The organism is Nocardia anocheti, from assembly GCF_029675105.1.
Taxonomy (GTDB): domain Bacteria; phylum Actinomycetota; class Actinomycetes; order Mycobacteriales; family Mycobacteriaceae; genus Nocardia.
The window spans coordinates 400,137-425,521 of record NZ_JAQQFV010000002.1; the positions used below are offsets into that span (position 1 = coordinate 400,137).

Genomic DNA, 25,385 nt, shown 5'->3' on the forward strand with positions numbered 1-25,385 from the left:
CACGAATCCCGGGCGCCGAATTCAGGCCGCGCGGTCGAGCATTGCGTGGATGTCGGCGCGCAGCGTGGCCACCGCCTCGGGCCCGCCGAGCAGCGTGGTGGTCGCGGACCCGTCCGCGCGCAGGATGCCCAACAGCAGGTGGGCCGTGCGGATCTCGCGGTCCTTGCGGTGGATCGCCTCGCGCAGCGAGAGTTCCAGCGTCTTCTTGGCCGCGGTCGTGAACGGGATGTGCCCCCAGTTGCCGCCGAGTAGTCGCCCGAAGACACCACGCTTGGGTTCCGGTTCGGCGCGGTCCCACGCCTCGGGCCCGAAGTTCTCGGCGACGCTGGCCTGCACGGCGTCGAGATCGATCCCGATCGAGCGCAGGGCCTCGGCGTCGTCGGCACCCAGCGGCGTCTCGTCCGAGCGCGTGGCCAGGGCGGCGCGCACGCCGTCGGCGGTGATTCCGCGCGCGCTCAGCACCCCGGCGAGGTCGGAGTCGGCGTGGGTGACCACGCCGAGCAACAGGTGTTCCGGCCCGATCCGGGACGCCCCGAGTTCCCTCGCGTCCTCCTGGGCGACCACCACGGCCACGCGGGCGTTCTTGCCGAATTTCTCGAACATCAGCGGGTTCCACCTTTCCGGTTGTGCTTCTGGTGCACGGCCTGCTTGCTCACCTCGAGTGCCTCGGCGATGGCCTGCCAGGACCAGCCGTTGGCTCTGGCATTGGCCACCTGGATGGTCTCGAGCCGGTCGGCCAGCCTGCGCAGGGCGAGTACCGCGCGCAGACCGACCGCGGGATCGGGATTTCCGGCCGCGGCGGCGAGCGTTGTCGCATCGGTCATGGTGTCAATTTTGATTGACGATCCTGGCGTTGTCAACAAAAATTGACATCGTTGAGCGCGAACGGACCCGCGAGAAGTCGGGGAGGGAGGGTCAGCCGTTCCAGCGGCCGGTGGCCGCGAACTCGTCGAGGACGGCGGTCGGGCCGACGAGGTCGAGTTGCTGCTCGGCTACCCAGGTGTCGTCGAAATACGTTCCGGCGTAGCGGTCGCCACCGTCGCACAGCAGCGTCACCACGCTGCCGCTGCGGCCCTCGGCCAGCAGTTCGGCGATCAGGGCGAAGGCGCCCCACAGATTCGTACCGGTCGAGCCGCCGACGCGACGGCCCAGCACCGCACTGGCATGGCGGGCGGTGGCGATCGAGGCCGCGTCGGGCACCAGCATCATCCGGTCGACCACCTGACCGACGAACGACGGCTCCACCCGCGGCCTGCCGATCCCCTCGATCCGCGACGGCATCCCCGTCTCGTAGCCCGCGTCGCCGGTCTCGTATCCACCGAAGAAGGCCGAGTGCTCGGGATCGACCACGGCCAGCTTGGTCGCGTGCCTGCGATAGCGCAGGTAGCGGCCGATGGTCGCGCTGGTGCCGCCGGTCCCCGCGCCGACCACGATCCACTCCGGCACCGGATGGGTCTCCAGCGCGAGCTGCTCGAAGATGGATTCGGCGATGTTGTTGTTCCCACGCCAGTCGGTGGCCCGCTCGGCATGGGTGAACTGGTCCATGAAATGCCCGCCGGACTCCTCGGCCAGCCGCTTGGCCTCGGTGTACATCTCCGGCGGCCGCCGCACGAAGTGACAGCGCCCGCCCTGCGCCTCGATCAGCGCGATCTTCTGCGGCGAGGTGGACGCGGGCATCACCGCCACGAAGTCCAGCCCGAGCAGCTTGGCGAAATACGCCTCACTGACCGCCGTCGAGCCCGACGACGCCTCGACCACCGTGGTCCCCTCGGTCACCCAGCCGTTGCAGATGGCGTAGAGGAACAGCGAGCGCGCCAGCCGGTGCTTGAGGCTGCCGGTGATGTGGGTGGACTCGTCCTTGAGGTAGAGCTGCACCGGCCAGTCGGCGGGCAGCGGATAGCGCAGCAGATGGGTGTCGGCCGAGCGCTGGGCGTCGGCGTCGATCAGCCGGACGGCGTTGTCGACCCAGGCGCGCGGGGCGCTGTGGTCGACGACCTTCACGCGGCCGACCCGTCGTCGTCACCCCGCAAGCGGGCCCGCAGTTGCGCCTTGTCCTGGCGACGCCGGGCGTCGACGATCGCGATGTCCTCGTTGACCTTGGTCCGCAGCGACTTGAACAGGGTGAGCGAGAGCGGCATCGCGACCAGCAACGCGAACAGCGCGGCGACGATGATCGGGATATCGACCCCGATCAGCGCGGCGACGCCGATAATGAGCGCGGCGATCACCACCACCAGGCCGAGGCGGGCCAGCGTGTAGAGGGCCAGATTGCGGAAAAGCCGCTTTCCCGCGCCTGAACCTTGCTGACCGGTTGCTTCACTCACGCCAACAGCCTAACCCCGCGACCGGACCGCTCGGCGCAGCCCCGTTCGCGGCTTTTGTCTATTACTTCCCCTTTACCAACAGTAGGTGGTTCGACTAGGTGGGGGTCGCAGTGCGACGATGACGCCATCTGATGAGGGAACTGTCGAGAACGGAGAGGTTAGCTATGACTGCGATCACCGTCGGCGGCCAGGACACTCTGCTGACACCAGGCCAAGTGGCCGCCATGTTCCACGTAGACCCGAAGACCGTCACACGGTGGGCTCATGCGGGCAGGCTCGGTTCGCTGCGCACGCCGGGCGGACATCGCCGCTTCCGCGAGTCCGAAGTGTTGCAGTTGCTCAGGTCGCTCACCACCGAGGCAGCCCCGCGCTGACCCCACACCGGCGACGCGAGCCTGTCGGGGCTCGCGTTTGCCGGGTATTTCCCTTCCGTTGCGGATGTGCACACGGCGCGGACACGGCTACCCTCGATACCAGGAGGTGAGCGACGTGACGTACCTGTTGGCACTCATCGCGATCGTGGCCGTGGCGGTGCTGTGCTGGAAGGCGTTCGGCCCCGAGAAGCCCCATCCGAACTCCACCCGTCGACCGATCCTCGGTCCCGACGACGATCCGGAATTCCTCTGGCGCCTCGGTAAGCAGCACCGCGACGATTCCGGCGATCTCTGAGACCGGCCGTGGCCCGGCCCACCCGCCGGGTCGGCTCGGCATCATACCGGCCAGTCGGGATGAAACATGCCATCGTGAGCTGGCACACACACCCCCGATTGCAGCGCGAAAAACCCGGGTAGATAACGTATTCCGGTGATCGATGTGCAGCAGGGTTCCATTCCGACCACTTGGCGCGCGGCCGACGGCAGCGCCGTGACGTTCACCGAGGCACGGTCGGCATGGACCAGTGCGGCACACGAGGTGCTCGCCGCGACCGCGTCGCGCTTCAACAACTTCATCGTCAACACCGAGCTGGCGGAACTGGTCCAGGAAGAGTCCGGGATCCGCACCCAGGTGAAGTGGCAGCACTGGCTGCCCGTCGTGCTCGACCGCGTCGCCGAGCACTGTCACAAGAACAACGAACCGCCGCTGAGCGCCCTGTGCGTGCGCCGCAACCAGACCGTCGGCACCGGCTACCGCTACATCCTCGAACTCGCGGGCCTGCCCATCCCCGACGACCTCGAGATGCACGCCGCCGCCGCCCGCTGGCAGTGCTACCAGCACTACGCCACCGACCTCCCCGCCGACGGCGGCCTGCCCACCCTCCCCCCGAAGGTCGCCGCCGTCCGCCAGCGCACCTCCCAGGACCTGGCCGCCACCGAAGCCGCCGAAGCGGTCGAAGCCAAGCGCACCGCCACCTCCCGCCGCACCGTCACCATCCCCAAGCCCGAACCCGTCCGCAAACCGGTCTGCCTCACCTGCCACGTAGAACTCCCCGCCAACAAGATCTGCTACTACTGCTGATCCCCGATCATCACCCGATGCCTGGACGCTCCCCGGAGCATCCGGGCATCGTCGTCCCCAGACCCGTCGCCCCGGCCTCGACGCGATAGACCACCTCTTTCCCCCGCTGCTTCGGCGTCCACCCCCGGCGAAGCGCGCGGTGCACAGCCCCTGCCACCACCCGCGGAGTGATGACCGTGCCGTGCTCCACCCAGGTCACCATGCGCTGCCCCGCCCCTTCGGCGATCTCGACGACAATCCCCAGCCCCGGCTCGTCATCCGGCGAGACGACCCACCGATAACATTCCCCGTCCAGATGCAGAATCCGTGTTCCCCGCCGTGCGATACCCATGCGCCCACTGAACACACCGCGATCCCGCACCCGCAAACGATTTTCGAGCCGAGCCCACCACACGCGGCCGCACGGTCGAGCGCTTCGATCTCTATCGCGGTAATGAACTCGGTGACCTCCGAGCTATACATGCCCCCAGCTGTTCATTCACACCGGTGGACAAGCCGTTCACAGCGAACGAGTGCCACACACATCCCGCTGACAGTCTCGGGGTCCGCCCGCTGATTTCCTGGCGCCGAGTGGCAGCTGAGCATGTCCTTAGCTGATCTGCGATCGTTCCGGCGCAATTGACATAGTCTTGGTATGGGCCTCTGGACAGATCAATTCCTCGCCCCGGCCGAGGCATTTCTCCCGGAGGCGGCGGAGTTCGCCGAGCTGGCGGCGGGGATGATTCGCGATCAGGTGGCGTGCGCGCCCTGGACGCTGGTCGCCGGTGAGCTGTCCGCCAACGCGGAACTGCCCTATGCCGGGATTCTCGGTGATATCCGCTGGAGCATCAGTGACGGCTCGATGACCGTCGGCGACGAGCGAAGCACCGAACGCGCCGAGTGGGCCGGAGATCAGGTGCCGCCCTGGGGCCAGGCTCTCGAAGTCGGCCGGGTGCTGGCGAGTGGGATCGATCCCGCGGATATCCGGCCCGCGCTCGCCGCCGCACCGTATGGACAACAGGACATCGCCATCGTCTTCGACCAACTCGACTTCGGCAATCCCGTGGTGCTGAACCATTTCTGGTGCGAAGACAGCCGAATCCAGCTGACCTGTTTCGCACTCGCTCGCCCACAGCATCGACCGCTGTCTGCCAGTACGCTCGCCGATCCGGACAACGGACCGGTGCACGCGGTACAGACGTTCGTGTCGGTCGGCTACAAGCTGGGCGACAGCACACCGTGCCCGGCGATCGCAGCTGCCGCTGCGCGAGTCCTCGGACCGGACCTGGTGGTAGGTCGGACGATCAGTTGAGACCCGCGTAGCTGTGCAACCCGCTGATCACCATGTTGATGATGAACAGGTTGAACAGCATCGCCACGAAACCGGCGATGTTGATCCAGGCGGCCTTGGTGTCGCGCCAGCCGGAGGTGGCTCGGGCGTGGAGGTAGGCGGCGTAGAGGACCCAGGCGATGAAGGAGCAGGTTTCCTTGGGGTCCCAGCCCCAGAAGCGGCCCCAGGCGGCTTCGGCCCAGATGGCGCCGAGGATGACGCCCGCGCCGAAGAGAGGGAAGCCGATGATGGTGGTTTTGTAGGCGAGTTGGTCGAGGCTGCGGGCGTCGGGGAGGCGGCGGGCGATGGTGCCGAGGATGTTGTTGGATTCCTCGCCCGCGGGTTGGCGCATGCGGTACAGGTACAGCAGGCTGGCTACGCCGGAGACCAGGAAGACGCCGCTGCCGATGCTGACGATGGTGACGTGGATGGGCAGCCAGAACGAGCGCAGCGCGGGGACCACGGGGGCGGCGTCGGCGTAGAGGACGGTGCCCGCGAGGAACATCAGGATCAGCACGGGGACCAGCAGGAACGCCCACATGGCCCGGTAGCGCTGGTCGCGCAGGAAGTACAGGCCGATCACCACGGCGGCCGCGGTGGCCATGGTGGTGAACTCGTACATGTTGCCCAGCGGGAAGCGGTGGGTCGCGAAACCGCGCAGCACGATCGAGCCCACGTGCAGGGCGGCGCCGACGATCAGCACGGCGAAGGCCATGTTGCCGAGGCGTTCGCTCAGCGGCTTGACCGGCGGCGCCTCGATCCGGCCGGGGACGTCCGGGTCGGCGGGCGCGCCCACGGTGACCAACTCGCGCGCGGCGACCTGCTTGGCGCGCGCCGAGGCGTACTGCACGATCAGCAGGACCGTGGCCAGGGCGTAGATCGCCATGGCCGACATGAAGGCGAAATCGCTGTAGCGCGCCAGCGTCTCGTCGATCTGCATCAGTTCTCCGCTCCCAGCAGCCGTGCCCGCAGTCGATCGAATTCGCCGCCCCAGCCCGCTTGATCGCTTCTGGCCAGGCCGCCCATCTCTACTACGGTGCGTCGTTGGTCCACGGTACCCGTACCGCTGTCGGCGGGGTAGGCCCGGACCCAGATCCGGCGCCGCTTCACCAGCAGCGATACCAGCAGACCGGCCATCATGGTCAGCGCGCTGATCAGCACCCACTGCTGGGCGGGGTCGTGCGAGACCTGCAGGTTGACGAATTCCTTCGCCCCGTCGAAGCTCACCTTCGTCCCGTTGGGCAGCGTGGTCGACTCCCCCGGCCGCAGGTTGACCCTGGCCTCCTTGGTGAGCCTGCCCTGCTTGATCATCTCCGGGTCCAGCGCGAACAGCGACTGCGAGCGGCCGGTGTCCAGGCCGGTGTTGCCGCGGTAGATGTCGACGGCGACGGCCGGATCGTCCATCCGCGGGAACGACGAGGTGAGCAGGCTGCCGTGCATCAGCGCGGTGGGCGCGAACAGGCCCTCGATGGCGATCTGGTTCTGGCGGCGCTCCTCGTCGGTGGCGTACATGCCGCCGGGCGGGTCGATGCGCAGGGCGCCGCTGGACAGGAAGGTCTGGGCGTCGTCGGGGCGCCACTGGATGGTCTCGGTGCGGGTCTGCCCGTTCGGGAAGGTGACGGTGAACGTCGGCGCGAAACCGTGTCCCTGCAGGTAGACGCGGTCACCGGCGACGCGCAGCGGGTGGTTCACCGCGATCTCGGTGCTGCGCCAGGTGTCGGTGCTCAGGTCGGCACCGGCCTGGTAGTCGATGTTGGAGGTGAACATCTCGGCCTGACCGTTGGGCAGGTAGTCGGCCTTGAAGTCCTTGACCTTGACGCACAGCGGGGTCATCCCGGTGCCGTCGTTGACATTGCCCGCGCGGAACGAGTCGAACACCGCGGGCGAGGTGGTGCAGAAACCGGGGCCGTTGTCGGCGATCACGATGACATTGCCCTCGTAGCCGAACAGCTTGCCCAGCGCGATCGCGACCAGCAGCCCCACCAGCGACAGGTGGAACACCAGGTTGCCGAACTCGCGCAGGTACCCCTTCTCCGCCGACAGCGTCACCTCGCCGTCGCGCTGACCGGGCCGCACCTCGGTGCGCCAGCCGCGCAGTTGTCCGCGCGCCTGCTCGACGAAGGCGGCGGCGTCGACGTCGACGGTCTCGCTGCCGTGGTGCGGCAACCGGCCCAGATTGCGGGGCGCGGCCACCGGCGGCGTGCGCAGCGAGCGGTAGTGGTCCCAGCAGCGCGGCAGGATGCAGCCGACCAGCGAGATGAACAGCAGCACGTAGATGGCGGTGAACCAGAAGCTGCCGAACACGTCGAACAGTTCGAAGCGGTCCATCCACGGACCCAGCGTCGGCCGATCGGCGATGTACTGGTCGACCTTCTGCGCGTTGAGGCTGCGCTGGGGCAGCAGCGCGCCGGGGATCGCGGCCAGGGCCAGCAGGAACAGCAGGACCAGGGCGGTGCGCATACTGGTCAGGCCACGCCACGAATTGCGGACCAGGGCCCAGGCGCGCCCCGGCAGGGACTGCCTGCGGGGCGGGGCGGGGGTGGTGGGTGGAGTCAGTGTGTCAGTCATCAGATCGGGAGAGTCACCTCGGAGACGAAACCGTCGCGCACCCAGCCGACGAACTGGTCCCATGCCCCCGTGACCAGCGCGACGCCGACGGCGACGAGCAGAACACCCCCGATTACCTGGATGGTGCGCGAATTGCGCCGCAGCCAGCCCACACCGCGCAGCGCGCCCGCCGAACCGAACGCCAACACCACGAAGGGCAGGCCGAGTCCGAGGCAGTACGCCACGATCAGCACCACTCCGCGCACGGCGGTGGTGCCCTCGGTGCCCGCCGACACCGCCATCACACCCGACAGCGTCGGGCCCAGACACGGCGTCCAGCCCAGCGCGAAGACCCCGCCGAGCAGGGGCGCGCCGACGATGCTGGTGAAGCGGCGCGGTTCCATCCTGGTGTCGCGCTGCAGCGCGGGCACCAGACCGATGAACACCAGACCCATCAGGATCGTCACCACACCACCGATGCGCTGCAGCAGCTCCCGGTTGACGTTGAGGGTCTGGATCACACCGAACACGGTGGCCGTGGCCAGCACGAACACCACCGTGAACCCGGCGACGAACAGTCCGGCGGCACCGGCCACCCGCAGCTTGGCGCTACGGCGCGTGGCGGTGAGCGTGCTGGCCTGCGCGGTGGTGGCCGGAGGTGCCTCGGCCCCGACCAGTCCGGCGAGATAGGACAGGTACCCCGGCACCAGCGGCACGACACACGGTGAAGCGAACGACACCAGGCCCGCGAGCAGGCAGGCTCCCAGCGCCAGCAACAACGGACCCGATGCCGCGGTCTGCTGGAAGGAATCCCCGACTGCGGCGAGCACCATCACTCGGTGGTGTCTTCGTCACGCTGCTCGTCGCGCGGCAACGACAGGGTGCGCTCGGTTTCGGCCGGTTCCGACGGGCCGAAATCGAACAGACCGGCACCGGCGACGCTGCGCGGCACGGTCGCGATGCCCGCCCAACGATCGTCTACGGTCCAGCCCGCACCCATCCTGCGGGCGCCCTGGCGGGGACGACACGCGGTCAGATTTCCGGGACGACGACGGCTCACTGCTTCTCCTCGGCGATGGTCTCGACCACGGGCTGCAGGTCCTCCGCCAAGAGCGAGCGAAGGAACACCGCGGCGACCCGGTGCTGACGATCCAGAATCAGCGTGGTCGGAATGACACTGGTGGGAAAGTTTCCGCCGAGAGCGAGCAAGGTTCGCATCGACGGGTCGTAGATGGACGGGTATTCGATCTTGTTGTCCACCACGAAGTCCTGGGCCTTGTCGCGCTGGTGATCGCGGACATTGATACCCAGGAACGCGACGCCCTTGTCCTTGGTCGCCGCGTAGACCTTTTCGAGTGCGGGCGATTCGGCGCGGCACGGGCCGCACCACTGCCCCCACAGATTCACGACCACGACCTGGTTCGGGAAATCAGCGACCGAGACGGTCTTCCCCTCGTTCATCAGGTCGGGCCCCGACAGCGTGCCGATCGTCCCGCGGCTGGCGGGCGGATCGTATCTGATGTCGGTTCTACCACCCGGCGACACGAATTCGAAGGTGCCGCCGCCGGTTGCCACCGCATCGGTACCGGTCGAGCAGCCCGCTGCCGCGACGATCACCAGCAGGGCGGACAGCGCGGCGGTCACCACCCGCGGCCGACGGCCACGGGCTGGTCCCGATGCGGTGCGGCGGCTCATGCGCCGTGTACCGCCGGATCCGAGGCCCCGGCGGGCTCGGAGTAGACGATGTCGACGAGGGTGTCGCCGTGGTAGACCAGCGAGGTGAGCGAGGCCAGCGAGCACTGCCGGTTGCGCGGGTCGTGCCAGAGGCGCTGACCCTGCAGGAACCGACGCAGCGTCCACACGGGCAGCTGATGCGAGACCAGCACCACCTCGTGCCCGGCGCCCTCGACGCGCGCCTTGTTGACCGCGGCCAGCATGCGATGGGCGATCTGCAGGTACGGCTCGCCCCAGGACGGGGTGAACGGGTCGCGCAGCTTCCACCAGTGCCGCGGCTTGCGCAGCGCGCCGTCACCGACCGAGACGCGCAGGCCCTCGAAGGTGTTGCCCGCCTCGATGAGGTTCTCGTCGGTGCGCACGACCACATCGTGCGCGGCGGCGATGGGCGCGGCGGTCTCCTGGGCGCGCTGCAGCGGAGAGGCGATCACCAGGGAGATGTCGTGGTCGGCCAGCGAACGGGCGACGGCGGCGGCCTGCGAGCGGCCGGTCACCGACAGGCTGAAGCCGGGCAGACGGCCGTAGAGGATGCCGTTGGGGTTGTGCACCTCGCCGTGGCGCAGCACGTGGACGATGGTCTCCACGGTCGACGGGTCGTCATCGAGGCCGGGGGGCGCGGCGGCGGGCGCCGGATGCGGCGCCTCGGCGGCGTCGTCGGAGGTGGCGAGTTCTGCGTCGGGCTGGTCGGAGCTCACGCTGTGGATCCTTCGGGGGTTGCGGCCGCGGCCGCGAGGGCGGCGGCGGGCAGAGCGGCGGCGATACGGTCGAACGCGTCCTCGTCGAGTGCCGCGGAGACGAACCACGCTTCGAACGCGCTCGGCGGCGCATACACGCCCGCGTCGAGCAGGGCGTGGAAGAAGGCGGGGTAACGCCAGGTCTGGCTCGCCTTGGCGGCGGCGTAGTCGGTGACCGGGCGCTCGGCGAAGAACACGCTCACCATATTGCCTGCGAACTGGACTTGATGCTCGACCCCGGCCTCGGTGAGCGCTGTCGCGAACAGCGAGCCGAGCCGATCGGCGTTGCGATCCAGGGCCGCGTACACCGCGTCGTCGGCGGCGCGCAGGGTCGCCAGCCCGGCCGCGACGGCGACGGGATTACCCGAGAGCGTGCCCGCCTGGTAGACCGGGCCGAGCGGGGCGAGATTGTTCATGATCTCGGCGCGCCCACCGAACGCGGCGGCGGGCAGCCCACCGCTCATCACCTTGCCGAAGGTGTAGAGGTCACCGGCGACGCCCTCGCGGCCGTACCACCCCGACGCGCTCACCCGGAAGCCGGTCATGACCTCGTCCATGATGAGCAGGGCGCCGTTGTCGTCGGCCAGGGTGCGCAGGCCCTCGTTGAAGCCGGGCAGCGGCGCGACCGCGCCCATGTTGCCCGCGGCGGCCTCGGTGATGACGCAGGCGATCTGCCCCGGATGCGCCTCGAACGCGGCGGCCACGGCGGCCAGATCGTTGTAGGGCAGGACCAGCGTGTCGGCGGCCTGGGCGCCGGTGACGCCCGGCGAGGTGGGCAGGCCGAGGGTGGCCACACCCGAACCCGCGTCTGCCAGCAGCGCGTCGACGTGGCCGTGGTAACAGCCGGAGAACTTGATGATCTTGGTGCGGCCGGTGAAGCCGCGGGCCAGGCGCACCGCGCTCATGGTGGCCTCGGTGCCGGAGTTCACCAGACGCACCCGCTCGACCGGATCGACCCGCGCGGCGATGGCTTCGGCGAGGTCGATCTCGGCCTCGGTCGGCGCGCCGAAGGACAGGCCACCGGTCGCGGCCCGCTGCACGGCTTCGACGATGGCGGGGTGCGCGTGCCCGAGGATCATCGGACCCCACGAGCACACCAGGTCGACGTACTCGTTGCCGTCCGCGTCGCGCAGCGTGTAGCCGTCGGCGGAGGCGATGAAACGCGGTGTGCCGCCGACCGAATTGAACGCGCGGACCGGCGAATTGACCCCACCCGGGATCACCGAGGCGGCCCGCTCGAAGAGCTGGGCCGATACCGGCACCCGCGAGGGGCTGGTCGTGGTCGCGCGCGGAGAAGAACTCACGGATTCCAGTGTCTCAGCTCGCCTCGGCGCGCCGGACGACAGGGTGGAGCACAGTGACCCAGACCGCAGCGACCCACCGACGACACGCCCGACACACCGCCCGGATTCGCGCAGGAATCCGATCCAGCCCGCTCGACGTGCCGCTACGCTGCGGGCTGCTCCGCCGCGTGTCAGCGGCTCGTCACCTGGTTTCAGCGAGAGGGTATTCCATGCGTTTCGGCGTCACCAGCACTGCCCTGGGCACGGGCTTCGTCGCGGCCGGGGTCCTGTTCGGCGCACCCGCGGCGAGCGCGATCGCCCCGCAGATCCAGCCCGACCGGATCGGGGTGACGCTGAGTCACGAGGAGACCGTCGCGCTCGGCGGCGGCCCGATTCCGGCGGTCACGTCGATGTTCGTGCCCCCGGACCGGATCGGCGCGGGCCTGCACCGCGACACCACGCTCTACCGCGACGCGCAGGGCGGCGTGCACGCCACGCTGCGGCAGGTGGTCACCGAGGCCGCCGCGCATCCCGACGGCACGGTCAGCGTGTATCTCAACGCGCCCGGCACGCGCGGCGGACGGCTGCTCGACGTCTACCAGGCGTGGACCGGCTAGGTGTACATGCAGGGGATCTCGGCGGAGAGCGTGTGCAGCTGGCACATGATGCCGTTGTAGATCCCGCTCGACCCGGTCTCGGGGGCGAAGCCGTCGGCGGCCGGGGTCAGCGGCAGGCCGGTGGCGGCCTGGGCGGGCGCGGCGGCGAAGCCGAGAGCGAGCGCGGCGGCCGCGGTACAGATTCCGGCGGTGAGCTTGGTCATCGGGGTCCTCCTCGACGTGTTCCGAACCCCAACGCGCACATCGGAATCCGCTTCACTCAGTGCATCGGTTCGATCGGCCGCGGTGCTACAGATCTCGCCGAGGCACCCCGCGCGGCGGCGTCGATGACCAAGAGCCCGGCGACGATCACCAGTCCCGTGGCCAGCACGATCAGGGGTGGCACGTACCGGATCGCCTCGAAGCCGGGGTGCTCGTCGGTGCCGACGAACTCGGTCGTGCGCCGGGCGTTGCTCCAGCTCAGGGCCGCGCCCACCAGGAAGATCGCGGCCAGGGCCAGTTCCGTCAGCGCCGTGGCGATCCAGCGTTTCATTCCCGCGATCCTGCCAGGGCGGTGGCCAGTGCGGCGCGCAGCCCGGCGTGGTCGATCGCCCAGGCCCGCACCACGGCGCCGTCGACCAGGCGCAGGCCGATCCCGCGACGGCGCCGGGGCACGCCGCTGAGCGCGCCTAGCGCGCGGGCGTCGGCGGCATCGTCGTCGTCGACGGGGAGCACCGCCGCGATCTCGGCGACGGCCACGGATTCGGTGCCCTGCCGCAGGGCGTCGGGGGTGAGTTCGACCCTGGCGTGCGCGCGACCGGCCACGACCTGCAGCGCGGTGAAGCCGCCGAGGGCGACGGCGCAGAAGCCGAGGGCGAAGCCGTGCAGCGTGCTGCCGGTGACCCATTCGACGAGCAGGATGACCGCGCAGAGGGCGGGACCGTAGGCGACGGCGCGCCAGCGCGCGCCGGGTTCGGAGAACAGCATCAGGGCGTCGTCGCGCCGCAGCGCGGTGGCGTCAGCCGACAATGCTCGGCAGCAGCACGAGCGCGAGGGTGGCGACCACGAGCAGAACCATCAATCCGATGACCAAGCAATCGCGTCGCAGACTGTGGGGCTGCTGGATCACCACGCGCATCATCGCCTCCGCTCAGTGTGACCATCCTCACCATACACTGTGGCCGGTGAGCGGCCAACGACGCCCGGGGTCTACCCGATGTTCACCGCTTGTTCAGCTGGAAGTAGCGGGTCGAGTCGGGCCGATACGCCAGGTACGCCGCGCCCGCGGCGAGCACGCCCTGCACGATCGCCGTGCCTCCGCTGATCATCGCGGCCGCACCGGTCACCGCGGCGATGTTGAACATCGTGGCGATCGCGCCCAACGCCAGCCACACCGCGGCCACCGTCAGCAGCGTGCGTGCCCACGACTTGCCGCGCCCGAGCTGGTGGGCGATGACCGCCGTGACGGCGCACAGGATCAGTCCGAGGACCGCCGTGAGCACGAAGGCGGCCAGGATCAGCGCGTCGACGGTGGAGGCGGGCATGTTCGGGTCGGTCTTGTGCATCTCGTCGAGGAACTGCTTGCTCAGTTCCCCGCGGCGGCCGTACATGGTGACCACGCTCGCGCCGGTGTAGACGACGCCGAGACCGGCAACGCCCCACCACAGCTGCCGCGCGGTGCCGACATCCTCCGGCATCGGCAGGGATTCGGGTTTGTTCGGTGGAACGATCACGACAGCCAGTGTGCAGCCTCGGTCGCCCAGTAGGTGAGCACGATGTCCGCGCCCGCCCGCCGGATGCCCACCAGCGACTCCAGGATCGCGCCCTTGCGGTCGATCCAGCCGCGCTCGGCGGCGGCGGTGATCATCGCGTACTCGCCGGAGATCTGGTAGGCCGCCACCGGGACCGTCGAGCGGTCGGCGACGTCGCGCAGGATGTCGAGGTAGGACATCGCGGGCTTGACCATCACGATGTCGGCGCCCTCGGCCAGGTCCAGGTCGAGTTCGCGCAGCGATTCGCGGCGGTTGGCCGGGTCCTGCTGGTAGGTGCGGCGGTCGCCTTCCAGCGAGGAGCCCACCGCCTCGCGGAACGGGCCGTAGAAGGCCGAGGCGTACTTGGCGGCATAGGCCAGGATGGCGGTGTCGGTGTGGCCGACCGCGTCCAGTCCGCGCCGGATCGCGCCGACCTGGCCGTCCATCATGCCGCTGGTGCCGAGCAGGTCGGCGCCCGCCTCGGCCTGGGCCAGCGCCATCTCGACGTAGCGGTGCAGGGTGGCGTCGTTGTCGACCGCGCCGTCGGAGCCGATGACCCCGCAGTGGCCGTGGTCGGTGAATTCGTCGAGGCAGGTGTCGGCCATGACCACGGTCGAATCGCCCACCTCCTCGGCCAGCGCGCGCAGGCCGCGGTTGAGGATGCCGCGCGGGTCGCTGGCCTGGCTGCCGGTGGCGTCCTTGTCCTCGGGCAGCGGGACGCCGAACAGCATCAGCCCGCCCACACCGGCGGTCACCGCTTCGACGGCCGCCTTGCGCAGCGAGTCCAGCGAGTGCTGGTACACCCCGGGCATCGAGCTGATCTCGCGCGGCTCGTCGATGCCGTCGGCGACGAACATCGGCAGGACGAGGTGGCGCGGCTCGAGCGTGGTCTCGGCGACGAGCCGTCGCAGAGCGGGGGTCCTGCGCAACCGCCGCGGGCGGTCGAAAGCGGTCATATTCCGCAGAGTACGCCTGCGCGCGCGGCGCGCTCGCGCCGCCTACACCGGCTCGCCGGAGCGCGATAATTCGCCCAGGATCGACTCGAACGCAGCAAACACCGGGGACGGTCCGGTCGAGCCCCAGGTCTGGTTGGTGAGCAGGATTCCGGTGACCGGGCCGTCGTTGCTCCAGGTCGAGCCGAGGCCGCCCGCCCAGCCGTAGGAACCGGCGCGCGGGCCGTCCGGCAGGTCGGTGAGCTGCACGCCCATGCCGTATCCCCATCCGGCGCTCCCGTCCGGCGTGGGTCCGCCGCGCGCGAGCTGCTCGGCGGTGAGGTGATTCGTCGTCAGCGCGGTGACGGCCGGTTCGGACAGGAATCGCACGCCGCTGAACACGCCGCCGTCGCGCAACATCCGGGCGAACCGGTGGTAGTCGGCCAGGGTGGACACCAGCCCGTCACCACCGCCCTCGAAGGCGGGCGGGGCGCTCCACTGGCCGTCGACCGGATCGTGGATCACGCGCTCGCCGTCGCGCTCGGTGAAGTGCGGGCCGAACCGCTCGAGCTTTTCCGGGGGAACCCAGAAGCCGGTGTCGCGCATTCCGAGTGGTCCGAGCACGCGCTCGGCGAGGAACTCCGACAGCGAGGTGCCAGCCGCCCGGCCGACGAGGAAGCCGAGGACCTGCGCGCCGACGTGATAGAGCCACCGCTCCCCCGGTTGGTACTGCAACGGCAGGGTGCCGAGCCGGGCCAGCCACTCGTCGCCCGACGGCAGCCGCGCGGGCGTCGGCGGGCCCCAGCCCAGGCCGAGCTCGCTCCAGGCGGCATCGAACGGCTTGGGCGCGAAGTCGGTGAAGTCCATGCCCCAGCCGAGCCGGAAGGTGAGCAGATCGTCGACGATGATCGGACGACGCGCAGCCACGGTGTCGGTGACCTCGGCGGCCGGGTGGATGAGCACCTGCCGATCGGCCAGTTCGGGCAGCAGGCGGTCGACGGGTTCGGCCGGATCGAGCACACCGTCGTCGATCAGTAAGGCGGCCGCGACGGCGGTGAGCGGTTTGGTCATCGAGGAGACGCGGAACAGGCTGTCGGGGCGCACCGACGCCTGGCGGGCCTGGTCGAGATGACCCGCCGTGCCGGTCCACACCCGGTCGCCGACGGACACCAGCCAGGCCAGCCCGAGCAGTTCGTCCGCCTCGACATGGGCACGGAGGCGCCGGTCGATCTGTTCCGCTGTCATCGTGTCTCCTCCCCGATCCACTCCTGCCACCGAATCCTGATGTCACTAGAGCACAGCCCACCGACAGACTCCCGGCGCAACGCCGCGACCGGGCGGTGGATACGATCGAATCCGACTGGAGCTCAATGGCTTCCGCGAGCGGATCACGAAACTTGTCGGACCCCCTCGGTACAATCGAAAGCGTGTTCGAGGGTTCCCGGCGATCGGGGACGGGAACCCACTCGCGACGGGAGGACGCCATGAACGCCATTGCCGCAACGTCGAAGTCCGGATTCATCGCACCGTATGTGCCACTGGAGAAGAAGCGGCTGCCCGCGGGCAGGCCGCGCCGCTGGTACATCGCGCACAATCGCAGGCTCAAGGCCATGCGATTGACCATCGCGTTGCTCGACAGCGGGGTGTACCTGCCGAATCAGGCCACCAACGACACCATCCGCCGCACGGCCGAACAGATCGAGCTGCGACCGCCCTCGGATGCCACCTGCCGACTGGTGCGCACACTGTTGCGCTACAGCCGGTGACCTCGACACGACGAAGGCCCGCCACGGTGGGCGGGCCTTCGGGTCTACTCGGTCGCCTAGCGGCTGCTGCTGCGGCGGCTCTTCTTGCGCGGCGGCGGCAGCAGGCCCTCGGCGCGCAGGCGCGAGGCGTGCTCGGCCAGCGCCTCCACCAGCGGGCCCACCTGGGCGGTCTCGGGCTGCACGTCGACCCGCAGGCCGAACTCGATCGCGGTCTCGGCCGTCTTCGGGCCGATGCAGGCCACGATGGTGCGCGCGTGCGGCTTGCCCGCGATACCCACCAGATTGCGGACCGTGGAGGACGAGGTGAACAGCACCGCGTCGAAACCGCCGGTCTTGATCATCTCGCGGGTCTCCGCGGGCGGCGGCGAGGCGCGCACGGTGCGGTAGGCGGTGACGTCGTCGATCTCCCAGCCGCGCTCACGCAGGCCCTCGGCGAGGGTCTCGGTGGCGATGTCGGCGCGCGGCAGCAGCACCCGGTTGACCGGGTCGAACACGTCGTCGTAGGGCGGGAAGTCGGCCAGCAGGCCCTCGGAGGACTGCTCGCCGCTGGGCACCAGCTCGGGGTTGATGCCGAAGGAACGCACCTTCTCCGCGGTGGCCTCGCCGACACAGGCGATCTTCACCCCGGAGAACGCCCGCGCGTCCAGACCGAACTCGGCGAACTTCTCCCACACCGCGCGCACCGCGTTGGTGGAGGTGAACACCACCCACTGGTAGCGGCCGTCGACCAGGCCCTTCACCGCGCGCTCCATCTGCGCGGGGCTGCGCGGCGGCTCGACCGCGATGGTCGGCACCTCCATGGGGATGGCGCCGTGGGTCACCAGGCGCTCGCTCATCTCGCCCGCCTGGTCCTTGGTGCGCGGCACCAGCACGGTCCAGCCGTAGAGCGCCCGCGATTCCCACCACGACATCTTCGAGCGCTTGTCGACCTCCTTGCCGACCGTCACCACCAGCGGGCCGACCAGCTCGGAGGCGGCGTTGTTCAGCGTGGCGAGGGTGGCCTCGATGGTGCGCTGCTGCCGGGTGGTGCCGCGCACGGTCACCGCGACCGGCGTCTGCGGGGCCAGCCCGTGCTCCACCAGCGCGCTCGCGGTCTCGGCCAGGTGGCCGGAGGTGGCGTTGAGCACCAGCGGGCCCGGCGCGGCGGCCAGCGCCGCCCAGTCGACCTCGCCGCGCACGTCGGCCTCGGTGTGCCCGGAGCCCAGCGCGATCCCGGCGTAGCTGGGCACCGCCGAGCCGTTGGGCAGGCCCGGCAGCACCTCGAAGACCATGTGCGAGCGGGTCACGGCGTTGACCTCGTTGATCACCGAATCGGTGGTCAACGGGTCACCGGCGACCACGCGGACCACGTCGTGGCCGTTGCGGGCCTCGGCGATCAGCGTCTTGGCCACCTCGGTGGGTTCGCCCAGGGCGGGGCGCACGTCGACCGGACGTTCGCCGTCCTCGCCCGGCTCGACCGCGCCGCCGATCAACGCCAGCACGCCCTTGTCGACATCGGGATCGGTGAACGCTAGCGTCGCCCGCTCGAGCACGTCACGGGCACGCACGGTCAGCAGGGCCGGGTCGCCGGGGCCGGAGCCGACGAAAAGGATCCGCCCTGGTTGCTTCTTGGTGGCTCGGCTGCTCATCGGTTGTTCTCCATCGGGCTGGAATTGGTGAAGTCTGGGGCCGGAGTCGGCTCGTCCACGCTCAGCAGAGCGCGGGCGCCGAGATCCAGCAGTTCGCGCGCCAGCGCGCGGCCGAGCTCCGCCGCGTCGCGCGGCGCGCCGACGATCGAGGCGCGCAGCACATCGGACCCGTCGATCGCGGCGGCACAGGCGCGCAGCGAGAGTTCCTCGAAGATGCGGCCTTCCTCGTCGATCGACTCGACGACCTCGGCGATGGCACCGATCGGGGCGGTGCAGCCCGCCTCGAGCTCACCGAGCAGCGCGCGCTCGGCGAGCACCGCGGCTCTGGTCGGTTCGTCGTCCAGTTCGGCCAGGATGGCGATCAGGTCCGGGTCGTCGCTGCGGCATTCCACCGCCAAGGCGCCCTGCGAGGGGGCGGGCAACATCTGCACCGGCTCGAGCGATTCGGTGATGGCGTCGGTACGCCCGATCCGCGACAGGCCCGCCCGCGCGATCACGATGGCGTCGAGTTCGCCCTCGCTCACCTTGCGCAAGCGGGAGTCGATGTTGCCGCGCAGCGGGACGATCTCGAGGCCGAGTCCCAGTGCGCGCAACTGCGCGGCGCGGCGCGGCGCCGAGGTGCCGACCACGGCGCCCGCGGGCAGCTCACCGAGGACCAGTCCGTCGCGGGCGACCAGCGCGTCGCGCGGGTCCTCGCGGGGCGGGATGGCGGCGATGGTGAAGCGCGGGTCCTGCGCGGTGGGCAGATCCTTGTAGGAGTGCACCGCCACGTCGATGGTGCCCGCGGCGAGTTCGTCGCGCAGCGCCGAGGTGAACACGCCGACGCCGATCTTCTGCACGGGGTCCGACGACAGGTCGCCGGGGGTCTTGATGACGACCAGCTCGGCGGGCTGCCCCGCCGCGATCAGCGCGTCGCGAACGGTGCCCGCCTGTGTCAGGGCGAGCAAACTGCCGCGCGTGCCGATCCGCCACGGCGCGCGAAGGCTGCCTGCGGTCACGGTGTCCTCTTCCTGCACTGTCGTGGTCATGCCGTTTCCTCCTGCGACTCGGTCATGCGGGCCTGCCCATCGCCGAGGTGCCCTGCGGTGAAGTCGTCGGCCAGCGCGGACTCGGCCGCCGCGACCTCCATCGGCGCGGCAACCGCTTGCACCGCACCGGGTTTGAGTTCGAACAGCTCACGCAGCGCTTCGGCGTAGCTGTCACCGCCCGGGGTGGACGCCAGCTGCTTGACCCGCACTGTCGGCGCGTGCAGCAGCTTGTCGACGACGCGGCGCACGGTGCGCGCCACCTCGTCGCGGGCCGGGTCGGCCAGGTCGGGCAGGCGTGAGTCCAGCCGCAGCAGTTCGGCCTCCACCACGTCGGCGGCGCGCTGGCGCAGCGCGGCCACCGTGGGGGTGACCTCCGCCATCCGTTGCCCGGCAAGGTATTTGGAGAGTTCGTCGGCGACGATGAGGCGCGCGGCGGCGGTGTCGTCGGCCGCGGCGCCCGCGGCCGGATCGCGCTGCAGCGATTCGATGTCGATGACGGCGACGCCGGGCAGCCCGGCCACGGCGTGTTCCACGTCGCGCGGCAGCCCGAGGTCGCAGAAGACCAGCGGCCGTTCGGCGGCGTCGGTGTGGGTGCGTCCGGCGAGCGCGCGGTGGGTGTCGGCCAGGGTGACCACGGAGCCCACCGCGCCGGTACAGGTGATCACCACATCGGCCCCGGCCATGGCCTCGGTGAGCCGCGACATCTCGATCGCCTCGGCGTCCACGCCGTGCATGGTGCGGCCGGTCTCGGCCAGGCGCTGTGCGCGCTCGACGGTCCGGTTGACCACCATGATCCGCCCGATTCCGGCACGCGAGAGGTGCGCGACCGCCAGGCCGCCCATCGCTCCGGCGCCGAGGACCACCGCGGTCCGGCCGCCGAGCTCACCGACGATGCCGCGCGCGCGATCCAGCGCCACCGACACCACCGACGCGCCCGCCCGGTCGATCCCGGTCTCCGAGTGCACCCGCTTGCCGACCCGCAGACCATGCTGGGCCAGCTCGTGCAGGGTGCGCCCGACCGCCTGCTGCCCGTCGGCGCTGGCGTAAGCACTGCGGATCTGGCTGAGCACCTGCTGCTCGCCGACGACCATCGAGTCCAGGCCGCTGGCCACCGCGAACAGGTGTTCGGCGGCGGCCTCGCTGTAGCGCACGTAGGCGTGCTTGGTCAGATCACCCAGCGGCAGTCCCGAATGCCGGGTGAGCAGGTCGCTGACCTCGCCCAGGCCGCCGTGGAAGGCGTCGACCACGGCGTAGACCTCGACGCGGTTGCAGGTGGAGACGATCATCGCCTCGGAGACGTGGCTGGAGGCGAGCAGGCGATCGACCAGCTTCGGCCGGTCGGCCTCGCTGATCGCAACCTTCTCGAGCACCGAGACAGGCGCACTCCGGTGCGAAATCCCGACCAGAAGAACGCTCATGGGGTGATCACCGATCCCTTGGTGCTTGGCTCCGTTGCCGAGTGGGGCGTGGTCGCGTGCGTCGCGGTGCGGCGCTGCGGCCGGGTGCGCGCCGGTTCGACCGGCGCGGGATGTGTGAGGGCGGGATGGTTCTGCGCGGACACCCGACGCGCGGGCATGCCCGACCCGGCGCCCGCCGCTTCGGGCAGCGCGGGCGCGTCGTTGCGCGCGGCGTCGAAGGACAGCATCTGCAGTTCCATCGCCAGGTCGACGCGCCGGACCTCCACGTGGGCGGGCGCGCGCAGTTCGCACGGGGCGAAGCTCAGGATCGAGGGCAGTCCGGCCGCGACGAGGCGATCGCACACGTCCTGGGCGGCCTCGTCGGGGACGGCCACGACCGCGATGGTCGGGGACAGCGCCGGGATCTGGTCGGTGAGCCGGTCGACATCGCGCACGACGAGTCCGGCGTACGACTGACCGATCACCGCCGGGTCGTTGTCGAAGATCCCGACCACGGTGAAGCCTCGTACCCCGAAACCGCCGTAGCCGACCAGTGCGCGGCCGAGATTGCCCGCACCGATCAGCACCACCCGATGTCCCTGCGACAGACCGAGCACATCCTCGATCCTCGTGCGCAACTTGGCTACGTCATAGCCGACACCCCGCACACCGTTGGGTCCGAGGAAGGAAAGATCTTTGCGCAGCTTCGCCGAATTGACACCCGCCGCGACAGCCAGTTCCTCACTCGATACGATGGCAACACCGGAATCGGCCATCCCGGCCAGAACCCGGAGATAGGTAGCGAGACGAGTCACCGTGGCCTGCGGAATGTCCCGCTGAAGAGCCTTGCCGGAGACGCCACCGGGCGTCTCGTGCTGCTCTGTCACGTCGTCGGCTCCTCGTGCCGGGCCTGATCGCGGTCCGGTTCCTGTCGTTCGTTCACCGGTGTGGGTCGCCGCGCGGTGAGGCGGCGGCCGGTCCATGGGGGGCTGTCACAAACCCGGCCACCGCCGCTGCGTGAAGCGGCGGTGCGGATTGCGTGCCACCACCGTAACCGCTTGTGCAGGCGTTCACAAAGTCGGTGAAATTGGCCTCATTTTCCGCCGCGACCAGCGAAACGGCTCAGGTCTGCTCGCAAACGTGGCTCGTCGACGTCGAAATAGCTGTGTTCACGGCCGTCCAACAGGACCACCGGCAGCCGATCGCCGTACTCCGCGCGCAGGCCGGGGTCGCTGACCGCGGCTTCGTCCACGTCGACGGTGTGCACCGGGAGACCGAAATCACCACAGATCGTCTCCAATTGCGCCAGTGCGGTGGTGCACATACCGCAACCGGCACGCGTCAACAGGGTCACGGTGGGTGTGGGATTCGTCATGACCCTTATTTAATCCCCGAGCCCGGCGCGGGTTGTCGGCGAATCCGGTTACTGTGGACATGGTTCGCGCGACTAGCGGAGGGTACTGGTGCCGGAACGTTCGAAGGTGACTAGGGCCGGATTCGTCGCAGGGCGATTCGGAGAGTTCCCAGCCCGGTGGCAGCCCAGCCGCCTCGGTCAGGAGCTACAGGAGCAGTTCGCACGGCTGCCACGCAGTCCGTTCGGGCCGAGCGAGGAGGAGCTGCGCGCCAATCTGGCCGGTGAGGCCAGTGCCGACGCCGCGCTCACCCTCCACGATGCCGAACTGGCCGAGCAGGGCTCCGACGCCGGTCCCGAGGTCCCCCGCGACCTCACCGCCGCCGCGTTCTTCGACGTCGACAACACCCTGGTGCAGGGTGCCTCGATCGTGCACTTCGCCCGCGGGCTGGCCGCGCGCAAGTACTTCAAGACCTCCGACCTGGTCGATGTCGCCTGGAAGCAGGTGAAGTTCCGGGTCACCGGCAAGGAGAACTCCTCCGACATGGCCTCGGGCCGGGAGAAGGCGCTCAGCTTCATCGCGGGCAGGCCCACCGCCGAACTCGCCGCGCTCGGCGAGGAGATCTACGACGAGATCATCGCCGACAAGATCTGGCCCGGCACCCGCGCGCTGGCCCAGATGCACCTCGACGCGGGCCAGCAGGTCTGGCTGGTGACCGCGACCCCGGTGGAACTGGCCAACGTGATCGCCAAGCGCCTCGGCCTGACCGGCGCACTGGGCACGGTCGCCGAGAGCGTCGACGGGAAGTTCACCGGCCGCCTGGTCGGTGACATCCTGCACGGCCTGGGCAAGGCACACGCCGTGCGCACCCTGGCCATCCGCGAGGGCCTCAACCTCAAGCGCTGCACGGCCTACTCCGACAGCCACAACGACGTCCCGATGCTCTCGCTGGTCGGCACCGCCGTGGCCATCAACCCCGACTCCGACCTGCGCGAGGTCGCCAAGAACCGGGGCTGGGAGATCCGCGACTTCCGCACCGGCCGCAAGGCCGCCAAGATCGGCGTCCCCACCGCCCTCGCCCTAGGGGCGGCCGGTGGCGCTGTTGCAGCGGCCGTAGCCCGCCACCGCGACCACTGAGGTCTGAACACACCAACCCGCGCTCGACGACACACCAGTGCCCCGAACAAGTCCGCCATGACCGCACTCCCAACCCCGCACCCGCGACCCCGAGGAGCGGCGGCCACGAAGTGGCCGGTCGCGGCCCGGGCCGCCGGTCAGGCGCCGTTGCGTACGCGACGAAGGAGCAAGCAACGGCGCCTGACCGGCGGCCCCCCAGGGGGCCGCGACTCGAGCGCGCCAGCGCTCCAAAAAACACAGGTCAGCCCAGGACCGGATTACGACGCTTCGCCAACAGCTTGTAGAGGGTTTGCTGAATGGTTTCGCGGACCTGGTCGGTGACCTCGAACATGGTCATCGGATCGTCGGCTTCTTCCGGCGCGAACGACGAGGTCGCAATCGGTTCGCCGAACTCGATGTACCACTTCGACGGCAGCGGAATTGCGCCGAGCGGACCCAAATGCGGGAACAGCGGGGTCACCGGGAAATAGGGCAATCCGAGCAAACGCGCCAGCGGCTTGATATCGGCCAGTTTCGGATAAATCTCCTCCGAACCGACGATCGAGACCGGAATGATCGGCACCCCGGTGCGCACGGCCGCGGAAACGAACCCGCCGCGGCCGAATCGCTGCAACTTGTACCGATCGGCGTAATTCTTTCCGACGCCCTTGAAACCCTCCGGGAAAACACCGGCGATGTGTCCGGAGCGCAGCAGCCGCTCGGCGTCGGGGTGGCAGGCCAGCGTGTGCCCGGCCTTGCGGGCCAGCGCGCCCAGCATGGGCAGTTCGAAGATGAGGTCGGCGGCCAGCAGCCGCAGCGCACGCTGCTCGGGGTGCTTGTCGTGCACCGCCAGCTGCAGCATCAGCCCGTCGATCGGCACGGTGCCCGCGTGGTTGGCCACCAGCAGCGCGCCGCCGGTGGCGGGGACGTTCTCGATGCCCGCGGTCTCGACCCGGAACCAGTAGTCCGACAGCGGGCGCAGCGCGGGCAGGATGACCGATTCCAGCAGGTGCCGGTCGTAGCCGAACTCGTCGATCTGGTAATCGCCGGTGAGACGGCGACGCGCGAACTCGGCGGTCTTCTCGATCTGCTCGCCGAGGGCGTCGCGCATGACCTCCGACAGCGTCTTGGGGGGCCGCGGCGGCATGCCGGGCCTGCGTTCACTCAGCGAAGTGACCGGCATCGCCTGCATCGGCTGATCCGGCCACCGCCGGGTCGCAGGTCGTTGCCTGGTCTCGACATTGGTGTCGAGACGGATGACTTTCGCTCCCTCGTTCATGTACGCGCTCCTGAACCGGCCCCGATGAGGCCGAGCAGTTTGTGTTCCGCGGCGTCGATCCATGCCGGATCGAAGACGGGCCGCAACGCTGCGCCCGCGATGAAGTCGTCGAATGCCTGGACCGTGGTCCAGCGGGGCGTGAAACCGAGTTCGGTACGCATGCGGGTGGTGTCGAGCCCGCAGCCGAAGTGGAAGTAGTCGGGTTGTTCACCGCTGAAACCGCGCATGATCGGGCCCATCAGCGTGCGCCCGACCGTGCGGAAGGCGAACAGCGGCACCGGGACGGTGATCCGCCCGGCCCGCCGGATCGCCTGCGACATGGCCAGCGCGCCGTCACCGGCGACGTTGACCGTGCCACCCTTGGCCCGCTGCGCCGCGTGCACCAGCACCGCGACCGCGTCTTCCTCGTGCAGCAATTGCAGCCTGGCCTCGCGGCCGAGCACGGTCGGGGTGATCGGCGACCGCAGGTATTGCACGCCGTGATCGGCCAGCCGGGGCCCGACGATCGGCGCGAAGCGCAGGATGGCGGCGGAGATGTCGGGCCTGCGCCGCGCCATCGCGCGCACCAGGGCCTCGATATCGATCATGTCGCGGGCGAACCAGCCCGCGGGCGGGGTGCGCGCGCCCATCTCCTCGGTGAACTTCGCCGGGTCCTTGGCACTGCATCCGTAGACGGCCGAGGACGAACGCACCACCACCCGCCGCACCGACGGCGCCTTCTGGCAGACCGCGAGCAATTGCATCGCCCCGAGGACGTTGAGGTCCTTCATCACCGCGCGCCCACCCCCGGCGGGCGGACGGGTGAGGACCGAGGCGTGCACGACGGTGTCGACCTCGTTGCCCTCGACGACCTTGCGGATGAGCGGATTGCGGATGTCGGCGCGCACGAACTCGGCGCTGCCCATCCGCCTGCGCAATTCTCGGCTGGGAGTCATGGTGTCGACGGCGATCACCCGCTCGACGCCGGGTGCGGCGGCGAGCCGGGCCGCGACATTGCCACCGAAGAAACGGCTGGCTCCGGTGACCAGGACGACTTTCGGATCTGACCCCACTCAAAGCCCCCTGCTTCTCATGTTTTCCCGCGTACCAGAGTAGCCGCATTCGCGCCACCCGCCGCCACGATCAACAAGCTTTTAACGATGACGATGGTCACC

The 25,385-nt window shown here is 69.8% G+C and carries 33 protein-coding genes; 7 read left to right on the plus strand and 26 right to left on the minus strand.

The window, feature by feature from the left end:
- Positions 1-21 precede the first annotated feature (21 nt).
- From QC180_RS05670 to QC180_RS05685, 4 genes are all read right to left on the minus strand, one after another.
- Entirely contained in the window at positions 22-603 is a 582-nt protein-coding gene (locus QC180_RS05670) for a Clp protease N-terminal domain-containing protein (RefSeq protein WP_278261521.1), read from the minus strand.
- A complete protein-coding gene (locus tag QC180_RS05675; protein ID WP_278261522.1) occupies positions 603-824 on the minus strand; it encodes a helix-turn-helix domain-containing protein in 222 nt (73 codons plus the stop codon). Before QC180_RS05675 ends, QC180_RS05670 begins: the two co-directional genes overlap by 1 nt.
- A gap of 91 nt (positions 825-915) precedes the next feature.
- The gene (gene cds1, locus QC180_RS05680; protein ID WP_278261523.1) at positions 916-2,001 is read right to left on the minus strand and encodes an L-cysteine desulfhydrase Cds1; all 1,086 of its coding nucleotides are present in this window, start codon (positions 1,999-2,001) and stop codon (positions 916-918) included.
- Positions 1,998-2,324: a DUF4229 domain-containing protein gene (locus QC180_RS05685; protein WP_278261524.1), complete on the minus strand. Its 327-nt coding sequence runs from the start codon at positions 2,322-2,324 to the stop codon at positions 1,998-2,000. The genes cds1 and QC180_RS05685 overlap by 4 nt, the downstream gene beginning before the upstream one ends.
- A gap of 164 nt (positions 2,325-2,488) precedes the next feature.
- On the opposite strand from QC180_RS05685, the gene QC180_RS05690 reads away from it, so the two are divergent.
- From QC180_RS05690 to QC180_RS05700, 3 genes are all read left to right on the plus strand, one after another.
- Positions 2,489-2,698: a BldC family transcriptional regulator gene (locus tag QC180_RS05690; protein WP_278261525.1), complete on the plus strand. Its 210-nt coding sequence runs from the start codon at positions 2,489-2,491 to the stop codon at positions 2,696-2,698.
- 115 nt (positions 2,699-2,813) lie between these two features.
- The gene (locus QC180_RS05695; protein ID WP_278261526.1) at positions 2,814-2,993 is read left to right on the plus strand and encodes a hypothetical protein; all 180 of its coding nucleotides are present in this window, start codon (positions 2,814-2,816) and stop codon (positions 2,991-2,993) included.
- Between the two features lie 135 nt (positions 2,994-3,128).
- Positions 3,129-3,779, plus strand: a complete 651-nt coding sequence (locus QC180_RS05700) for a hypothetical protein (RefSeq protein ID WP_278261527.1) — start codon at positions 3,129-3,131, stop codon at positions 3,777-3,779.
- A gap of 10 nt (positions 3,780-3,789) precedes the next feature.
- On the opposite strand, the gene QC180_RS05705 is transcribed toward QC180_RS05700, so the two are convergent.
- Positions 3,790-4,110: a hypothetical protein gene (locus QC180_RS05705; protein ID WP_278261528.1), complete on the minus strand. Its 321-nt coding sequence runs from the start codon at positions 4,108-4,110 to the stop codon at positions 3,790-3,792.
- Positions 4,111-4,413: 303 nt separating this feature from the next.
- Here QC180_RS05705 and QC180_RS05710 point away from each other — a divergent pair, with 303 nt between their 5' ends.
- Positions 4,414-5,070, plus strand: a complete 657-nt coding sequence (locus QC180_RS05710; protein WP_278261529.1) for a hypothetical protein — start codon at positions 4,414-4,416, stop codon at positions 5,068-5,070.
- Here QC180_RS05710 and ccsB read toward each other — a convergent pair.
- From ccsB to hemL, 7 genes are read right to left on the minus strand one after another with little or no spacing between them, the layout of a single operon-like run.
- On the minus strand, positions 5,063-6,028 hold the full coding sequence (ccsB, locus tag QC180_RS05715) for a c-type cytochrome biogenesis protein CcsB (protein WP_278261530.1): 966 nt from the start codon (positions 6,026-6,028) through the stop codon (positions 5,063-5,065). The two genes, QC180_RS05710 and ccsB, sit on opposite strands and share 8 nt — an antisense overlap.
- Positions 6,028-7,656: a cytochrome c biogenesis protein ResB gene (gene resB, locus QC180_RS05720; protein ID WP_278261531.1), complete on the minus strand. Its 1,629-nt coding sequence runs from the start codon at positions 7,654-7,656 to the stop codon at positions 6,028-6,030. Before resB ends, ccsB begins: the two co-directional genes overlap by 1 nt.
- A complete protein-coding gene (locus QC180_RS05725; RefSeq protein WP_278261532.1) occupies positions 7,656-8,468 on the minus strand; it encodes a cytochrome c biogenesis CcdA family protein in 813 nt (270 codons plus the stop codon). The genes resB and QC180_RS05725 overlap by 1 nt, the downstream gene beginning before the upstream one ends.
- Positions 8,468-8,695, minus strand: coding sequence for a hypothetical protein (locus tag QC180_RS05730; RefSeq protein ID WP_278261533.1), 228 nt, complete (start codon positions 8,693-8,695; stop codon positions 8,468-8,470). Before QC180_RS05730 ends, QC180_RS05725 begins: the two co-directional genes overlap by 1 nt.
- On the minus strand, positions 8,692-9,330 hold the full coding sequence (locus QC180_RS05735) for a TlpA disulfide reductase family protein (protein ID WP_278261534.1): 639 nt from the start codon (positions 9,328-9,330) through the stop codon (positions 8,692-8,694). Before QC180_RS05735 ends, QC180_RS05730 begins: the two co-directional genes overlap by 4 nt.
- Entirely contained in the window at positions 9,327-10,064 is a 738-nt protein-coding gene (locus tag QC180_RS05740) for a histidine phosphatase family protein (RefSeq protein ID WP_474646392.1), read from the minus strand. The genes QC180_RS05735 and QC180_RS05740 overlap by 4 nt, the downstream gene beginning before the upstream one ends.
- Complete coding sequence (gene hemL, locus QC180_RS05745) at positions 10,061-11,407, minus strand: glutamate-1-semialdehyde 2,1-aminomutase (protein ID WP_278261535.1); 1,347 nt, start codon at positions 11,405-11,407, stop codon at positions 10,061-10,063. The genes QC180_RS05740 and hemL overlap by 4 nt, the downstream gene beginning before the upstream one ends.
- Positions 11,408-11,616: 209 nt before the next feature.
- On the opposite strand from hemL, the gene QC180_RS05750 reads away from it, so the two are divergent.
- Positions 11,617-12,003 carry a hypothetical protein gene (locus tag QC180_RS05750; protein WP_278261536.1) on the plus strand — a complete coding sequence of 129 codons (387 nt, stop codon included), beginning with the start codon at positions 11,617-11,619 and terminating at the stop codon, positions 12,001-12,003.
- Here QC180_RS05750 and QC180_RS05755 read toward each other — a convergent pair.
- From QC180_RS05755 to QC180_RS05785, 7 genes are all read right to left on the minus strand, one after another.
- Positions 12,000-12,206, minus strand: a complete 207-nt coding sequence (locus tag QC180_RS05755) for a hypothetical protein (RefSeq protein ID WP_278261537.1) — start codon at positions 12,204-12,206, stop codon at positions 12,000-12,002. The genes QC180_RS05750 and QC180_RS05755 overlap by 4 nt on opposite strands.
- Before the next feature lie 56 nt (positions 12,207-12,262).
- The gene (locus QC180_RS05760; RefSeq protein WP_278261538.1) at positions 12,263-12,535 is read right to left on the minus strand and encodes a hypothetical protein; all 273 of its coding nucleotides are present in this window, start codon (positions 12,533-12,535) and stop codon (positions 12,263-12,265) included.
- The gene (locus tag QC180_RS05765; protein WP_278261897.1) at positions 12,532-12,969 is read right to left on the minus strand and encodes a hypothetical protein; all 438 of its coding nucleotides are present in this window, start codon (positions 12,967-12,969) and stop codon (positions 12,532-12,534) included. Before QC180_RS05765 ends, QC180_RS05760 begins: the two co-directional genes overlap by 4 nt.
- 31 nt (positions 12,970-13,000) lie before the next feature.
- A complete protein-coding gene (locus QC180_RS05770) occupies positions 13,001-13,123 on the minus strand; it encodes a hypothetical protein (protein ID WP_278261539.1) in 123 nt (40 codons plus the stop codon).
- A gap of 79 nt (positions 13,124-13,202) precedes the next feature.
- On the minus strand, positions 13,203-13,715 hold the full coding sequence (locus QC180_RS05775; RefSeq protein WP_278261540.1) for a hypothetical protein: 513 nt from the start codon (positions 13,713-13,715) through the stop codon (positions 13,203-13,205).
- Positions 13,712-14,689 (minus strand): porphobilinogen synthase, encoded by a 978-nt coding sequence (gene hemB / locus QC180_RS05780; protein ID WP_278261541.1) that lies wholly within the window; start codon positions 14,687-14,689, stop codon positions 13,712-13,714. The genes QC180_RS05775 and hemB overlap by 4 nt, the downstream gene beginning before the upstream one ends.
- Before the next feature lie 42 nt (positions 14,690-14,731).
- Entirely contained in the window at positions 14,732-15,910 is a 1,179-nt protein-coding gene (locus QC180_RS05785) for a serine hydrolase domain-containing protein (RefSeq protein ID WP_278261542.1), read from the minus strand.
- A gap of 239 nt (positions 15,911-16,149) precedes the next feature.
- Here QC180_RS05785 and QC180_RS05790 point away from each other — a divergent pair, with 239 nt between their 5' ends.
- Positions 16,150-16,431: a hypothetical protein gene (locus tag QC180_RS05790; RefSeq protein WP_278261543.1), complete on the plus strand. Its 282-nt coding sequence runs from the start codon at positions 16,150-16,152 to the stop codon at positions 16,429-16,431.
- 56 nt (positions 16,432-16,487) lie between these two features.
- On the opposite strand, the gene QC180_RS05795 is transcribed toward QC180_RS05790, so the two are convergent.
- From QC180_RS05795 to QC180_RS05815, 5 genes are all read right to left on the minus strand, one after another.
- Positions 16,488-18,059 carry a bifunctional uroporphyrinogen-III C-methyltransferase/uroporphyrinogen-III synthase gene (locus QC180_RS05795; protein ID WP_278261544.1) on the minus strand — a complete coding sequence of 524 codons (1,572 nt, stop codon included), beginning with the start codon at positions 18,057-18,059 and terminating at the stop codon, positions 16,488-16,490.
- Positions 18,056-19,087, minus strand: coding sequence for a hydroxymethylbilane synthase (gene hemC / locus QC180_RS05800; protein WP_278261545.1), 1,032 nt, complete (start codon positions 19,085-19,087; stop codon positions 18,056-18,058). The genes QC180_RS05795 and hemC overlap by 4 nt, the downstream gene beginning before the upstream one ends.
- Complete coding sequence (locus QC180_RS05805) at positions 19,084-20,505, minus strand: glutamyl-tRNA reductase (RefSeq protein ID WP_278261546.1); 1,422 nt, start codon at positions 20,503-20,505, stop codon at positions 19,084-19,086. The genes hemC and QC180_RS05805 overlap by 4 nt, the downstream gene beginning before the upstream one ends.
- A complete protein-coding gene (locus QC180_RS05810; RefSeq protein WP_278261547.1) occupies positions 20,502-21,371 on the minus strand; it encodes a redox-sensing transcriptional repressor Rex in 870 nt (289 codons plus the stop codon). Before QC180_RS05810 ends, QC180_RS05805 begins: the two co-directional genes overlap by 4 nt.
- A 206-nt stretch (positions 21,372-21,577) precedes the next feature.
- Positions 21,578-21,859 (minus strand): glutaredoxin family protein, encoded by a 282-nt coding sequence (locus QC180_RS05815; RefSeq protein WP_278261548.1) that lies wholly within the window; start codon positions 21,857-21,859, stop codon positions 21,578-21,580.
- 88 nt (positions 21,860-21,947) lie between these two features.
- On the opposite strand from QC180_RS05815, the gene QC180_RS05820 reads away from it, so the two are divergent.
- Positions 21,948-22,973 carry an HAD family hydrolase gene (locus tag QC180_RS05820; RefSeq protein WP_474646393.1) on the plus strand — a complete coding sequence of 342 codons (1,026 nt, stop codon included), beginning with the start codon at positions 21,948-21,950 and terminating at the stop codon, positions 22,971-22,973.
- Between the two features lie 241 nt (positions 22,974-23,214).
- On the opposite strand, the gene QC180_RS05825 is transcribed toward QC180_RS05820, so the two are convergent.
- Together QC180_RS05825 and QC180_RS05830 are read right to left on the minus strand one after the other, a co-directional pair.
- Positions 23,215-24,231 (minus strand): lysophospholipid acyltransferase family protein, encoded by a 1,017-nt coding sequence (locus tag QC180_RS05825; RefSeq protein ID WP_278261549.1) that lies wholly within the window; start codon positions 24,229-24,231, stop codon positions 23,215-23,217.
- Complete coding sequence (locus tag QC180_RS05830; RefSeq protein WP_278261550.1) at positions 24,228-25,283, minus strand: NAD-dependent epimerase/dehydratase family protein; 1,056 nt, start codon at positions 25,281-25,283, stop codon at positions 24,228-24,230. Before QC180_RS05830 ends, QC180_RS05825 begins: the two co-directional genes overlap by 4 nt.
- Positions 25,284-25,385 lie beyond the last annotated feature (102 nt).